Origin of the sequence: Prevotella koreensis (genome assembly GCF_003977605.1) — a bacterium.
GTDB lineage: Bacteria > Bacteroidota > Bacteroidia > Bacteroidales > Bacteroidaceae > Prevotella > Prevotella koreensis.
Window position 1 is genome coordinate 799,016 of sequence record NZ_RYYU01000001.1, and the last position, 14,277, is coordinate 813,292.

9 protein-coding genes are annotated in these 14,277 nt (G+C 42.1%); 4 read left to right on the forward strand and 5 right to left on the reverse strand.

All coding sequences use genetic code 11. The features are described from left to right. The 4 genes from EHV08_RS03465 to yidC form a co-directional block, all read right to left on the reverse strand. On the reverse strand, positions 1-3,246 hold the full coding sequence (locus EHV08_RS03465) for a UvrD-helicase domain-containing protein (RefSeq protein WP_126678009.1): 3,246 nt from the start codon (positions 3,244-3,246) through the stop codon (positions 1-3). Positions 3,247-3,457: 211 nt separating this feature from the next. After that, complete coding sequence (locus EHV08_RS03470; protein WP_126678011.1) at positions 3,458-5,077, reverse strand: MFS transporter; 1,620 nt, start codon at positions 5,075-5,077, stop codon at positions 3,458-3,460. Positions 5,078-5,129: 52 nt separating this feature from the next. Further along, the gene (locus EHV08_RS03475; protein WP_126678013.1) at positions 5,130-7,298 is read right to left on the reverse strand and encodes a S9 family peptidase; all 2,169 of its coding nucleotides are present in this window, start codon (positions 7,296-7,298) and stop codon (positions 5,130-5,132) included. Between the two features lie 13 nt (positions 7,299-7,311). Continuing rightward, a complete protein-coding gene (gene yidC, locus EHV08_RS03480) occupies positions 7,312-9,207 on the reverse strand; it encodes a membrane protein insertase YidC (RefSeq protein ID WP_126678015.1) in 1,896 nt (631 codons plus the stop codon). 203 nt (positions 9,208-9,410) lie between these two features. Here yidC and EHV08_RS03485 point away from each other — a divergent pair, with 203 nt between their 5' ends. Continuing rightward, positions 9,411-10,655, forward strand: coding sequence for a DUF3078 domain-containing protein (locus EHV08_RS03485; protein ID WP_126678017.1), 1,245 nt, complete (start codon positions 9,411-9,413; stop codon positions 10,653-10,655). Between the two features lie 318 nt (positions 10,656-10,973). Here EHV08_RS03485 and EHV08_RS03490 read toward each other — a convergent pair whose 3' ends face one another. Next, complete coding sequence (locus EHV08_RS03490; RefSeq protein ID WP_126678019.1) at positions 10,974-11,357, reverse strand: DUF1573 domain-containing protein; 384 nt, start codon at positions 11,355-11,357, stop codon at positions 10,974-10,976. Between the two features lie 261 nt (positions 11,358-11,618). On the opposite strand from EHV08_RS03490, the gene aspS reads away from it, so the two are divergent. The 3 genes from aspS (at position 11,619) to EHV08_RS03505 (ending at position 14,261) form a co-directional block, all read left to right on the forward strand. After that, positions 11,619-13,379, forward strand: a complete 1,761-nt coding sequence (aspS, locus tag EHV08_RS03495; protein WP_126678021.1) for an aspartate--tRNA ligase — start codon at positions 11,619-11,621, stop codon at positions 13,377-13,379. 167 nt (positions 13,380-13,546) lie between these two features. Further along, positions 13,547-13,849 (forward strand): winged helix-turn-helix domain-containing protein, encoded by a 303-nt coding sequence (locus EHV08_RS03500; RefSeq protein ID WP_126678022.1) that lies wholly within the window; start codon positions 13,547-13,549, stop codon positions 13,847-13,849. Between the two features lie 79 nt (positions 13,850-13,928). Next, positions 13,929-14,261: a hypothetical protein gene (locus tag EHV08_RS03505; protein WP_126678024.1), complete on the forward strand. Its 333-nt coding sequence runs from the start codon at positions 13,929-13,931 to the stop codon at positions 14,259-14,261. The last annotated feature ends 16 nt before the right edge of the window (positions 14,262-14,277 follow it).

Here is a 14,277-nt window from a genome sequence, read left to right on the forward strand (position 1 = left end):
TTAGTTGTCAAATTCCTTAATAATGTTCTTATCTACATACCACAGATAGCCTTTGATGTTCTGATGTCCCATATCATCTAACAATCGCATATAGCGGCGTATTTGATTTTCGTGTGATGTGCGTTGCGTTCCGAATTTATAGTCAACCACTATTGTGCTCTTGCCGTCTGTCATAACACGGTCGGGACGATGTTCACAAAACTTTCCGTTCTCAAATTCCAATACCGAACATTCTCTGAATGTTTTCCATTTTCCGGAGAACCATTCTGCTGCTATTTGATTTTCAAGACACTTCTTGATGGCAGAAAGAATGTCTTCGCGCGATAATTCATCGTATAGAATACCATCTTGTTCCATTTCTTTAAGGACACGTACAACATCATCGGTCGTTACTATCTGTGAAAAGATATTATGGAGGATATTTCCCCGTTTGATATATGTCGTGCTACCGGTGTTGTTTTGTTCAGACATGGTGAATTCCACGCTCTTGTTGCTTTGTCGGAAACTTACGGGAACAGGGAATGTTTCAACATTTACTTTTATCTTGCTTGTTTTTTGTGAGAAAATGTTTGATGACTCTTTTCTATTGCCTTCGTCTCCTGTTTTGAACGAACCATAGCAGAACTCAATGTCTTCAGCAGTTTTATCCTTATCCTTATTGTCGTTATCGGTACACACACCCGAAAGCATTGCACCGTCAAGTTTATCTACTACTTCGCCAAGCGACTGGCTTATTATGTACGAACGATACCCCTTTCCTTCGTTCTTTCCTATTACATAAAGATTGTTTACGGCGCGGGTAAAAGCCACGTAAAGCATGTTCATGTTATCCACAGTGTTTTGCAAATGTTCATGCTTGTAGTCTTCTGCGAAATAACTATTGTTCATTTCCTTACTATATCTAACCGGTATTAGTGGCATGCGGGAAAAAGGTTCTTCGTCTGTGCTGCACCAAATCATGCCCTTACTGCCGGTTTTCCAACTTGCGAAAGGCAATATTACATTATCATATTCAAGTCCCTTACTCTTGTGTATGGTGAGCAGGCGTATGCCGTCAATTTCGTCGCTCTGTATGTTTTTAGAGTGAAGTTCTTCTTCCCATTCCTTAAGCAGTGTCTCTATTCCCGGTGAATAGTCTTCGGAAAACTCGTTTACAGCATCATTGAAAGCACATACGTATGCACTTTGTTCGTTCAGCCGATGGAGACTTAGTACGTTATATATATATTCAATAAGTTCTACAAGCGGCATCTCTATCATCTTATCGAAACATTCTGTGAAATCTTTCGGCAATAGCGCGTTTATCTTATCCTCATCGGCATTGCTCATCATATCGCCTTCAGTCTTGCTGCTTGACATTATATTCCTTTGATATTGCTTTGCTAATGTTGCTCTTGTTAACAAATCTTCGGGATGAAGCAGTAGGTGTAGTGATTCTATTATCATGTTTACGGCCAATGATGCTTCAAGTTTGAAGGCTTCGTCGCTCACGATATGAATATCCGGTCTTGTCTGCATGAATTTCTCTGCGATGAGAGTTATATCACTGTTGGTTCTTAGTAGTATTGCAATCTTTTTTAGAGGAATGCCTTTTTCCACAAGTTCATCTACTATTTCAACGGTTTTATCAAGCGTCCTTTCCTCATAGTCACCGGACGAAAATAACGTAATCTGCACCAGTCCTCCCTCTCTGTTACTGTAAGGAATCTGCTGAACAACATCATGATACGCCTTTTCAATTTCATTCGCTTTCTCTCCGCACACCTCTCTTTCGTTCTCCGTTTCAATTCTTACGGCAGTTTCGAAGAACGCGTTGTTAAACAGGATTATGTTCTTGGCGGAGCGGAAGTTATAGTCCATCGGCTCCACTTTAAGTATGTTTTTGTCAAACTGTCTTTCAATATTGTTCAATAGTTGCCAGTCGCCGGAACGCCACCTGTATATGCTCTGCTTAACATCCCCTACAATCAGGTTCTGTGCTACATCATTTTCATTAGGATTTGCTCGACTCATACAATCTTCAAGCAGTACGAGGAAATTTCTCCATTGTACGGTGCTCGTATCTTGAAATTCATCTATCATGATATGATTTATCCGTGTTCCTATCTTTTCGTAGATGAATGGAGAGTCACTACCTTTAATAAATTCCGATAGTAGTTGTTGCGTGTCGCTAAGCAGAAAGCGGTTGGCTTTTCCATTCACTTCTCCTACTTTTTTTTCTATTGCACTTAACAGTCTGAGTTGACTGATGTATGTGAGCGACATCTTTGCCGTATTATATCTTATCAGGGCACTTCTTACTTGCTCATCAGCCTCTTTCAGAAGTGGGGTCAGATGCTCCTCCGCAATGTTTAGCAGTTCGGGACGTTTCTTGGTCATGGCCTTTGTTACCCATGCTTCCGGGTTTTCTATTGCTTTGACGTATGAAGGCAGCCCCAATTCCTTCATTGTGAATTTCTTATCTTTCAGTTTTTTGAAATATCCGCATAGCGTTTTATTCAATTCGTCCAAGGTGACGTTGTTGTCATCGAGAATCTTTCTGAACTTCGGTTCATATTCGGCCATTTCTTTCTCGAAACTATTGATAATTCCGTGCATGCTGTCGAAGAACGACCTGAAATTTTCTTCCTTACTGACAACTCCGTTTATATCGTCCCTTTTCTCTTTATATGTGTCTTTGAATATTGTCTTGCCGAAACTTTTTATCTGCGAGGTAACATTCCAACTCTTGTTTTCGGAGATGTTTTTGGAGATGTAGTCTATAATCCATGCCAATTCCTTGTCTTTGTCTGATAGTTGTTCTATCATTTGGTCAACAGCCATTTCCTCTACCTGGGCATCGTTCAGACCGACACGCAGATTTGAAGCAAGCCCTAACTCATGTGCGAGATTTCGCAGGACACTCTGAAAGAACTTATCTATCGTCTGAACTCTGAAATGGTCGAAGTCATGGATAAGATGACTTAGTGCAATACCGGCTCTGCGACTTACTTCCAGTTTGTCTATATGAATTTCTTCCGCAACCTTTTTAAGATACATTTCAGAGTCGGGCAACTCTTTCCATATACCATAGAGTTGCGACATTATTCGTTCTTTCATCTCTTCGGTAGCCTTGTTGGTAAAGGTTACGGCGAGTATTGTCCTGTGTGCGTATTCCGGATTTTTTATAAGCAGTTTAATATACTCCACTGCGAGACGGAATGTTTTTCCGCTACCTGCACTTGCTTTATATACGGTTAGTTGCATGTGATTCTTGTTAACAGATACAAAGATACAACAATTCTAACGAAAATACAAACATTTTTATGGAGAAGACTTATTGTTACTGCTACATTATATGACTACATTTATAAAAATAATCAGGGAGTCAGTCTATGCTTTCATTAAAACATTCCTGACTCCCCGATGGTATTATTTACAGTCGATGGGTAGAACCCTTACGAATGTAGGATTTACATTACTTTATATTAGGTTCTTCAAGACCGAGACCTTTCTTCTTGTCAACAATCTTAAGCACGAGTCCGAGCACGAGAGCCGCAACGCCAAGGCTTGCGAGCATCACGAGCGGAGCAGTGTAATCGTATTTCGTTGGGTCTGTAACACCTTCGTTGGTATTGTCGAGGACCTTACCGATGAGCAATGGGAACAGCCACAGACCGATGTTCTGAATCCAGAATATCAAAGCGTATGCCGAACCTATAACCTTTGCATCAACAAGTTTTGGAACGCTTGGCCACAATGATGCGGGAACGAGTGAGAAACTTGCACCAAGAACGAGGATTGTCACGTAGGCAATGATTACGCCTCCGGCCTCACTTCCCTTGAATATCGGAAGAACGAATGCGAACGTGAGGTGGCATCCAATAAGCAGCAGTGCACCGAGCACGAGCATGGTTGCAGCCTTACCTTTATGGTCAACATAGTTTCCGAGTATCGGTGTGATACCAACGGCGAGGAGTGGGAATACGGCGAATATGGTTTCTGCCGACTGACGCATGTAACCCATGTAGCAGAATGTTATAAGTGACACGATTGCCAAGCAAAGCATTGTGTATTTCATTGCCTGTTTCTTCATGAAGTTGAATGAGAATGCTGCTGCCGCAACCACAAGCATGATTATGTATTGCACAATGGTTACAGTTGAACCTGCCCAGAAAGAATTGGGGTCAAGCTCGGTGAATGTGAGGTTGCACTGAAGCATGTTCACAGCATATTTCTGGAATGGGAATATCGCAGAATAGTAGAGAACGCAGAGCAGTGCTACGAGCCAGAAGCCACTTGAGGTAAGAATCTGTCCCAAATCCGAAATCTTGAACGGGTCATCTTTTTCCTCTGCCTCTCCTGTTTGAGAGTCAAGTTTCTTGTCCATGAAGAAATATACAATGAACATTATGAGTGCGATACAGAGCAATACCACACCGAACGCAACAGAACGGCTTACGCTAATCTCACCACCAAGTTTGGCAAAGAAAGGTGAGAATATCATACATGTGGCAACACCGAGACGAGCAAGAGCCATCTCTGAACCCATTGCCAATGCCATTTCACGCCCTTTAAACCACTTCACGATACCGCGGCTCACGGTAATACCGGCCATTTCAACACCGCAACCGAAAATCATAAATCCGCACGATGCTACCTTTGCCGATGCCGGCATACCTTCGAAGAACGGAGAAACGCCAAGTTGTTCGAATACCGGGATGTGATTAAGGTTGTTTGTGAACCATACCTCAATGCCACTACCAACGAAAGCGTCTGAAACCGCATACCATTTTATAATAGCACCAATGAGCATCACCGCTCCGGATAGTATTGCGGTGAAGCGAACACCCATCTTGTCGAGAATTATACCGGCAAAGATGAGGAAGAATACAAAGACATTAAGGAATGTCTCTGAACCTTGCATCGTTCCGAACGAAGTAGAGTCCCATCCGCGCTCTGAGAGCATCAAGTCCTTAATAGGGGAGAGAATGTCCATAAAGATGTATGAACAGAACATGGCAAATGCCAAGAGCAAGAGAGCAGTCCAGCGCATTCCCGCCGAGTCTCTCAGTGTTTTTTGAATTGTTTGGGTCATGATATTATTAATTAATTATTGCCTATTATTATTTTAATCTGTCAATTATCAATTATTTCAACCACCTGTCAAGCCAGCCGAAGAATGTACGCTGCCAGAGCACACCGTTCTGTGGTTTCAGCACCCAGTGGTTCTCGTCAGGATAGATAAGCAACTCGGCAGGAATACCGCGCAGACGTGCAGCATTGAATGCAGACATTCCCTGTGTATAGTTGATTCGGTAGTCTTTCTCTCCATGAATACACAATATGGGTGTGTCCCATTTGTCAACGAACTTATGCGGAGAGTTTTCGTACGTGCGGCGTGCACGTTCTGTCTGGTCTTTGTTCCAGTAAGCATCATCGTATTCCCAGTTTGAGAACCAAGTCTCTTCTGTTTCTGTGTACATTGCCTCAAGGTTGAAAGCACCATCGTGTGCAATGAAACACTTGAAACGTTTGTTATGATGACCGGCGAGATAATATACAGAGAAGCCACCGAACGAAGCACCTACGGCACCGAGACGGTCTTTGTCAACGTATGGCAGGTTGTTGCATGCGTCATCTATCGCAGAGATATAGTCTTTCATACATTGGCCGGTCCAATCACCGGATATTTGCTCACACCACTCACTGCCGAATCCGGGAAGGCCACGACGATTTGGAGCAATTATCACATAACCGTTGGCTGCCATTATCTGGAAGTTCCAACGGTAACTCCAGAACTGACTAACCGGACTTTGAGGTCCGCCCTCGCAGAACAATAACGTAGGATATTTCTTTGTTTCGTCAAAGTTTGCAGGTAGAATCACCCAGTACAGCATATCTTTACCATCGGTTGTCTTTGTCCAACGCTGCTGAACCTTACCTATTGAGAGTTGGTCGAAGATATGTTTGTTCTCGTTTGTTATCTGTTCAACCTTCGTTTCTTTCTTTGAAGGGGTTACAACATACAGGTCGGCACTCTGTGAGCAACTATGTCTTTCGGCCAATATCTGTTTCTTATTGAGCATCTGCAATGAACCGAAATCGTGCCATGTGTCAGTGAGTTGCTTTATTTCACCCTTTGCATTGATAGCATACATATTCTCTGTTGCATGCCATACACCGATGAAATAAAACATAGCATCTTTACCATCTGCCCAGCAGAAGTCATCTACGTTAGAGTCGAACTTGTCGGTAACATATTTCTTTTCGCCAGTACCGAAGTCATATACGCACAGACGTTGGCGGTCACTTTCATATCCATCGCGTGCCATTGACAGCCATGCAACCTGCTTTCCGTCTGGTGAGAACTTCGGGTTCTGGTCATATCCGGGATTGTTCTTCAGGTTTTCTTTAGAGTTCACGCTCTGGGTTTGCATGGTTTTTGTCGGATCAACCTTTGGTGCAACATATCCTGCGGGTTTGCAGAGGTTGATAGTTTCTTTGCTTCCTACATTATATAAATATATGTCAGTATCGGTTGAAATCATATAATCCACCCCGACTTTCTTGCGACTTGTGTATGCAATGCTCTTTGAGTTGGGACTCCAGTCAATCTGCTCGATGCCTCCGAATGGTTTCACCGGACACTCGAAAGGTTCGCCTTCCATGATGTCGATGCCTTCCGAGATGCTTCCGTTGCTAACGTTTGCAAGGAAGGGGTGTGGTATAGACTCAACATATTCGTCCCAATGGCGATAATTAAGGTCGGTTACCACGCGTCCTGTTGCTTTCGACAGGTCTTCCGGATTCTCCTTTATGCTCTCGTGATATGGTATCTGCTTTACGAGAACAACACGTGTTCCGTCCGGTGAGAACCTGAAAGCATCTATTCCGGTCTTATCGTTTGTCATCTGCTTACGGTCGCTACCATCCGGCAACATGCTCCAAATCTGTCCTCCCGTAAGGAATGCTATGCGCTTGCCACCTTCAATCCACGCGGCGTCAGTTTCGTTCTTTGTAGAGGTGGTTAGCAGTTTTTTGTTGCTTCCGTCTGCGTTCATGATATAAAGCACGTGGTGTCCCTTGTTCTCTTTCACGCTGTAATAGGCAACGTTATACACAATCAGTTTTCCGTCCGGCGAAGCGGCATATCCGCCGATGCGTCCCATTGCCCAGAGAGCCTCCGGTGTCATAAGGTCGCTGTTCAACTTGATGTCGTTTTTCAAGATAGGTTTTTCCTTTCTCATGTCTTGAGCCTTAATGCTTGTGCTGCCTGCAAGCAGCATGGCAACAGCCATCAATAGTGTTTTGTTCATAAATTAGTATGTTTTATTTCTTGGATTGTTGTTCACGCATTTTTCTCATTTCCTCTGCCTGTTTCTGCATCGCTTCGAGGCGTGCGGCAAAACCTCCTTGTTTCTTAGGCTTGTTCTTGTTATCTTTATAACGAGCCTCAAGAATGGCAAGAAGTTTCTCGTCGTTAGTGGTTTTTCGCAGAGTCCACATTATGGCTGCGCTGAAGAATAGCGAAATGAAGTAGTAGAAATTGAGTCCTGACGAATAATCGTTGAACATGAAGAAGAACATCACCGGCATGAGGAACATCATCCATTGCATCATCTTCATCTGTTCTGCCTGCTGTCCTACCATCTGGTCACGCTGCTGACGCATTGTCATCCACGAGTACAGCACGTTGGCGACACAGAAGAGTACACAGGTAAGTGAGAGGTGGTCACCGATGAGCCACAGGTTGCTTCCCCATTCAATGATTGGGTCGTATGTGGAGAGATCGTCAATCCACAAGAAACTCTGACCTCTTAGTTGTATGGCGTTAGGAACGAAATTGAACATGGCAATCCATATAGGCATCTGTATCAGCATTGGCAGACAGCCACTGAGTGGCGACACTCCGTATTGAGAATACATCTGCATCATTGCCTGTTGTTTCATCATTTGGTCTTCAGGCTTGTCGTATTGCTTTGTCGCCTCATCGAGTTTCGGTTTCAGTACGCGCATCTTTGCCGATGACATGTAACTCTTCTTCACCATAGGGAATGTGATGAGTTTCAGCAGCAGTGTGATGAGAATGAGAACGATACCCATTGGGAAGCCTAAACTTGTGAGCCAGTCGAACACGTAGATTGTGAACCACCTGTTTATGATGCGGAACAATGGCCAACCGAGATATACAAGGCGTTCGAGGTCGAGTTCTTTATTGAACTTGCTTTTTTTCTCAACTGTCTGAAGTAGTTGGAAATCATTGGGTCCAAAGAAGAACTCCAGTTCGGTAGGGGTGTTTCCCTTTGGGTCGAAACTGGTCTTTAGTTTCGCTCCATACTGCTTCAAATATTCCGTTTCCTTACTTTGCGGCAGAGATGTCATCAGCGAATTGCTTGCAAATCCGTCCTTTGCTATTATCACAGAAGAGAAGAACTGATTCTTGAATGCTACCCAATCGAGTGCTTCTTCAATTTTCTCGTCAGCATATTCTTTTGATTCATTAAGATAATCCGTGCCACTATCCTTTTCCTTATAGGTCAGGGTAGCATATCTGTTTTCAAATGTGAATCCGCGTTCCTGTTGCCTGCAACGCTCTGTCCAATGAATATCAATGCTGTTATATGTAGGTGGGAAAAGAGTTTCCATACCTTTTGCGGCAATGGAGAAATGTAACAAATAATCTTCTCCTAAATTGTATCTCATCTCTAATGTCTGTCCGTTTTTGGTCGTTGCTGTGAGCGTTACGGTAGAGTCTGTTTGTTCTGACGGTGTGAAATACAAATCTTCAGTGTTTATGTTCATTTCTTTTCCTGAGAGCATGAATTTCATCTGCTGATCTTTTTCATCAAACAGAATCACATCCTTGTTCCCATTACGGTCTTTGAATCCTTTTACTACGGCTTTGTTTATCGTACCACCTTTAGTTCCTATCGTAAGTTCCAGTTTCGAGTTTTTCAGTATTACAGGCACGTTTGTTCCTGTTAGTGCGCTATAAAATAGTGCTGTACTATCTTTCGCGACTTCTTGTGTTGTGTTTTGTTGATTTTCTTTTTCCGACTTGTTCTTTTCGGCAAGTTCGCTCTCTAACTTTTGTTTGTTCACTTGTGCAATCGAGTCTTGTATCTGTTGTTTGCGAATGTCCTCCTCAGAAGGGCGATTCCACCAACTAAAGCCGATAAATACAAGTGCAATCAGCACGAATCCGATAATCGTATTCTTATTCATGTTCATATTTTATATATTCTTTTTATTCTTATAAATAATACAAGGCGCAAAATTACAAAAATTCTTTTATACTGCAAAAAGATACTCTTTGTTTTGGCAAAATAATGTTTAAGTTGTCGAAAAATATGATTTAATGTTGTACCTTTGCCGCCGTTTTATATGTTATATTATAATTTTTTACAACAATATTATCATGTTTCAGTATGAATAAGACCGTATTATCAGTTCTTCTCGTATTGTTTTTTTGTGCAAATATTGATGCCGGCAACGATTCGTTGGTGGTAAGACAATACATGGATTCTCTATATCACAGCAGAACAAATATCACAAAGGCCGATTATCCGGAATTAGATGCTCGTTATTACAGACTTTTCGCTCCGTTTACGTTCTATCATTCGCCTGCAAGAAAGGAATTGCGGCTGAGTGATAACTCACAGTATGTGGATGCCGTGGAAAACAATGTGGACAAAACTTTATTGTCGTTATATTTGAAACGCCCCGACCTTGTTGAGAACACCGAGAATCGCTTGCTTGCCACAGGAAAAGTAGAGGCAATAAAGAAGCCTATAATGCAGAATGTTATACTTTCTGAAAAGGTTGAACCTGTGGTCGAAGAACCTATCTTTGAACCTGTTGAAGTGTTTGTCAGCAAACCAAATTTCTGGACTGTAAAAGGAGATTATTATCTTCAATTCCTACAGAATTACATTTCAAGTAACTGGCATAAGGGTGGTGAGAGTAACTACTCTATGGTTGGAAGCCTCACAATGGAAGCAAACTATAACAATAAGCAGAAACTGAAATGGGAAAATAAACTTGAACTGAAACTTGGATTTCAGAGTTCACGCAGTGACTCCCTTCACTCTTTCAAGGCTTCGGAAGACCTTATACGATACACAAGTAAATTGGGATTGCAGGCCTCGAACAAGTGGTATTACACGCTTCAGTTAATTGCTAATACGCAGTTTACACATGGATATAAGTCTAACGATGCCTTTGTTTATTCCGATTTCCTGTCCCCTTTGAACGTTAACCTATCTTTAGGTATGGACTATACGGTAGATGCTTTCAAAAAGAAACTTACAGGAAATCTGCATATTGCACCACTCGCCTATAATTTCAGATATGTGAACAGGAAAGAGTTGTCAACGCGATATGGTCTTGATGAGGGACATCGTGTGCTGCACGATTTCGGTTCGCAGTTCACAGTAGAATTGTTATGGGTTTTATCCGACAATATAAAATGGAAGACGCGAGTTTATGGATATACCACTTACAAGCGTGCAGAGTTGGAGTGGGAGAACACTTTCATGTTCCAATTCAACAAATACATATCAACAAACCTGTTCATATATCCTCGTTTTGATGATGGTGCGGCACGTAATGGTCATCATGGATATTGGCAGTTGAAAGAATATTTATCGCTTGGATTCAACTATTCATTCTGATTTGGTATTGCCTCATAAATGCAAAGTATATATTGCCTAAAACAATTTGGGCGAGATTCCTCAGCAATTTGGGCGAATTTGGTTTGCAATTTGGGCGAAATTGATGGGTAATTTGGGCGAAATTGATTTACTGAATGTCATATTTGGTTTGTCATAGACTACACTATGAAGCGTTTTTAAAACATATTTTAAAAGAGGCTGTCAACAAAATCCAATTGCTTTTGGCAAATTGGTTATTTGTTGACAGCCTCTTTTTAATGTTGTTTTTTTATATAAACAAAAACTTTAATGCTTTTTTGTTATGTTATTATAATGTAACTATTCTGTCATTTCTCCCTCAATGTATAGGCGAGTCATTTCGGAAATGGCATTTGTTCTTATTGTTATGTTCTTCTTGAAGTGCCCGAACGGTCTGCCTGTGCCATTGTAAGTGATTGTTATTTCACCTTTTTGACCCGGTGCTATGGGAGTCTTAGTATATGCCGCAACGGTGCAACCGCAACTTGCCACAGCCTGATTTATAACGAGCGGTGCGTTACCCACGTTTGTAAACGTGAATGTGCATTTCTGAACAGGAGACTTTTCGGAGAAAGTTCCGAAGTTGTGTGATGTCTTGTCAAACTTGATGTCTGCCTTGTTTTGTGCTGACGCATAGCCGAACGTGCATAGCATCATCAAAGTCATAATAATAATCTTTTTCATTTTTTGATGTATTTAATACGTTAATTTTCCGTTTTTTTCCATTTGATGTTTTAAACATCGAAAAGTTTAAGCCTGTGCACTAAATTAATAGTATAACACTTATCTATTTATTTGCAAATGTACTAATTTCCCTTGAACGTTATCAAATTGGTGTGAATAATTATCATTATTTAATATTTCGTCGGGATAAAAACACATAAAATTTTGTGCTTTTATTATAAATTACTACCTTTGCAATCAAATTTTTTTATTAGAAATCAAATGTATAGGACAAACACATGTGGAGAGTTGCGACTTGCAGATGTCGGTAAGAATGTGACACTTGCCGGCTGGGTACAGCGTGTAAGAAAGATGGGAGGTATGACTTTCGTTGATATTCGCGACCGATATGGCATAACGCAGATTGTTTTTGACGAGTCGGCAGATGCGGCTCTTTGTGCCGTTGCCAATAAGTTGGGACGAGAGTATTGTATTCAGATAAAAGGTGTCGTGAGCGAACGACAGAGCAAGAACGACAAGATGCCTACCGGAGATATTGAAATTCTTGCCAAGGAGTTGAACATCTTGAGCGAAAGCATTACGCCACCGTTCACAATCGAAGATAATACTGACGGTGGTGATGACATAAGAATGAAATATCGTTATCTTGACCTTCGTCGTGCTTCGGTAAGGAAAAACATGGAGTTGCGCCACAGGATAACTATCCTAATACGTAATTTCCTTGACTCCAAGCAGTTTATAGAGGTAGAGACACCAATTCTTATAGGTTCTACACCTGAAGGAGCGCGTGACTTTGTTGTACCTTCGAGAATGAATCCCGGACAATTCTATGCTTTGCCACAGAGTCCGCAAACGTTGAAACAGTTGCTTATGGTGAGCGGATTCGACCGTTATTTCCAGATTGCAAAGTGTTTCCGTGACGAGGACTTACGTGCCGACCGCCAACCGGAGTTCACACAGATAGACTGCGAGATGTCGTTTGTCGATCAGGACGACGTGCTGAATCTGTTTGAAGATATGTGCCGCCACTTGTTCAAGGAGGTGCTCAACGTAGAGTTGCCGGCAAAACTCCAGCAACTGGCCTGGCATGACGCAATGCGTCGTTTCGGTTCTGACAAACCGGACTTGCGTTTCGGGATGGAGTTCGTAGAACTTATGGATGTGCTACAAGGAACAGGTACGTTCACAGTATTCGATACCGCAAAATATATTGGAGGAATCTGTGTGCCGGGATGTGCGGAATATACGAGAAAACAACTTGACCAACTTACAGACTTTGTAAAGTCGCAGCAGGTTGGTGCGAAAGGACTTGTATATGTCAAGTTCAATACCGATGGTACAGTCAAGAGCAGTATAGACAAATTCTATTCGTCGGAGGTATGGCAGACATTGAAGGAAAAGATGGGCGCAAACGATGGTGACCTTGTGCTCATATTAAGCGGAGACAATGCCAATAAGACACGCGGACAACTTTGTTCTCTACGTCTTGAGATGGGCGACCGTCTCGGACTGCGCGATAAGAACAAGTTCGAGTGTCTTTGGATTGTAGATTTCCCACTTTTTGAATGGAGTGATGAAGAAGAGCGACTGATGGCAACCCATCATCCGTTCACTATGCCAAATCCGGAAGATATTCCTCTTCTTGACGAACACCCTGAACGTGTACGTGCCAAGGCATACGACTTTGTTTGCAATGGTGTGGAATTGGGTGGAGGTTCGCTTCGCATCCATGACGGTAAACTTCAGGAGAAGATGTTTCAAATTCTTGGTTTCACGCAGGAGAAAGCAATGGCACAGTTCGGTTTCCTAATCAATGCATTCAAGTATGGTGCGCCGCCTCATGCCGGACTTGCTTTCGGTCTTGATCGTTTCGTTAGCATCATGGCAGGTCTTGACAGCATTCGTGACTGCATAGCGTTCCCGAAGAACAACAGCGGACGCGACGTGATGCTCGATGCTCCCGGCTCATTAGATCCGAAACAACTTGAAGAATTAAATCTCGTACTAAACCTTAAAGATTAACCGTTTCCGATTCTTTTGACATAAGTCAAGAAAATAATTTAAATTGTTGAAAATCTGCTATAAAAGGTGATAATTTATAACGATAGTATTAATTTTGCACTTGAAAAGGCATACTATTTAAGGTAAAGAAATATACGGTCAGGATTTTAAATTATTTCAAAACAAATATGGCAGAAAAGAAAACAACCAAGGCTGCGGCACCAACAACAGCAAAGAAGGCTGCGGCATCAAAGAAAGAAACTGTTAAGAAAGTGGTAGCAAAGAAGTCTGAAGTCGCAATAAATGCAGAAAACGTAGGGTTCAAGGCTGGCGATGTTTATCAGGCACTTGCATCAGAGGCAAAGGCTCTCACCGTTGCTGAGATAGAAAAGACGGCAAAGATAAGTAAGGAGGAAGTTCTCCTTGGTCTTGGATGGCTGCTCAAAGAAGGTAAGGTGAAAGACGAGAACAACAAGATTGTTCTTGCTTAAAGACATACAAGATAATCTTTTTCAGATATTAGGAAGAGCCGGATGCATTATTGCATTCCGGTTCTTTTTGTTAATTACAATGAGAAACAATCACGATAATTCAATAATAAAGGTGCTTGCCGAGGCCGGCGAGAATGGCATAAGTGTGAAAAAACTGGCACGACATGTGTTCAATGCGTCACATTCTTTTTTTGAGCCTGTGACTTTTGACGATGTGTATAGATATGTGCAGCTGTTCGTACGCCGTAACTCAAAAGGTTCTGAGGCATTGCTGGTGGGCGTTGGACATAGAGGGCACTATAGGCTCAATCCCAATTCGGCGCAGTCTCAGCAACTGTTGCTGATGTTCTGCGATGATGAAGAAGATAAGGAACCGGTAAAAACAGAGGATCTTTCATTATCACTATTCTGATTAGTAGTTACAACCG

What these genes read in the sequence shown, in the direction of transcription:
- EHV08_RS03465 (WP_126678009.1), bottom strand. Translation starts at nt 3,246, where the DNA reads ATGCAACTAACCGTATATAAAGCAAGTGCAGGTAGCGGAAAAACATTC.
- EHV08_RS03470 (WP_126678011.1), bottom strand. Translation starts at nt 5,077, where the DNA reads ATGACCCAAACAATTCAAAAAACACTGAGAGACTCGGCGGGAATGCGC.
- EHV08_RS03475 (WP_126678013.1), bottom strand. Translation starts at nt 7,298, where the DNA reads ATGAACAAAACACTATTGATGGCTGTTGCCATGCTGCTTGCAGGCAGC.
- yidC (WP_126678015.1), bottom strand. Translation starts at nt 9,207, where the DNA reads ATGAATAAGAATACGATTATCGGATTCGTGCTGATTGCACTTGTATTT.
- EHV08_RS03485 (WP_126678017.1), top strand. Translation starts at nt 9,411, where the DNA reads ATGAATAAGACCGTATTATCAGTTCTTCTCGTATTGTTTTTTTGTGCA.
- EHV08_RS03490 (WP_126678019.1), bottom strand. Translation starts at nt 11,357, where the DNA reads ATGAAAAAGATTATTATTATGACTTTGATGATGCTATGCACGTTCGGC.
- aspS (WP_126678021.1), top strand. Translation starts at nt 11,619, where the DNA reads ATGTATAGGACAAACACATGTGGAGAGTTGCGACTTGCAGATGTCGGT.
- EHV08_RS03500 (WP_126678022.1), top strand. Translation starts at nt 13,547, where the DNA reads ATGGCAGAAAAGAAAACAACCAAGGCTGCGGCACCAACAACAGCAAAG.
- EHV08_RS03505 (WP_126678024.1), top strand. Translation starts at nt 13,929, where the DNA reads ATGAGAAACAATCACGATAATTCAATAATAAAGGTGCTTGCCGAGGCC.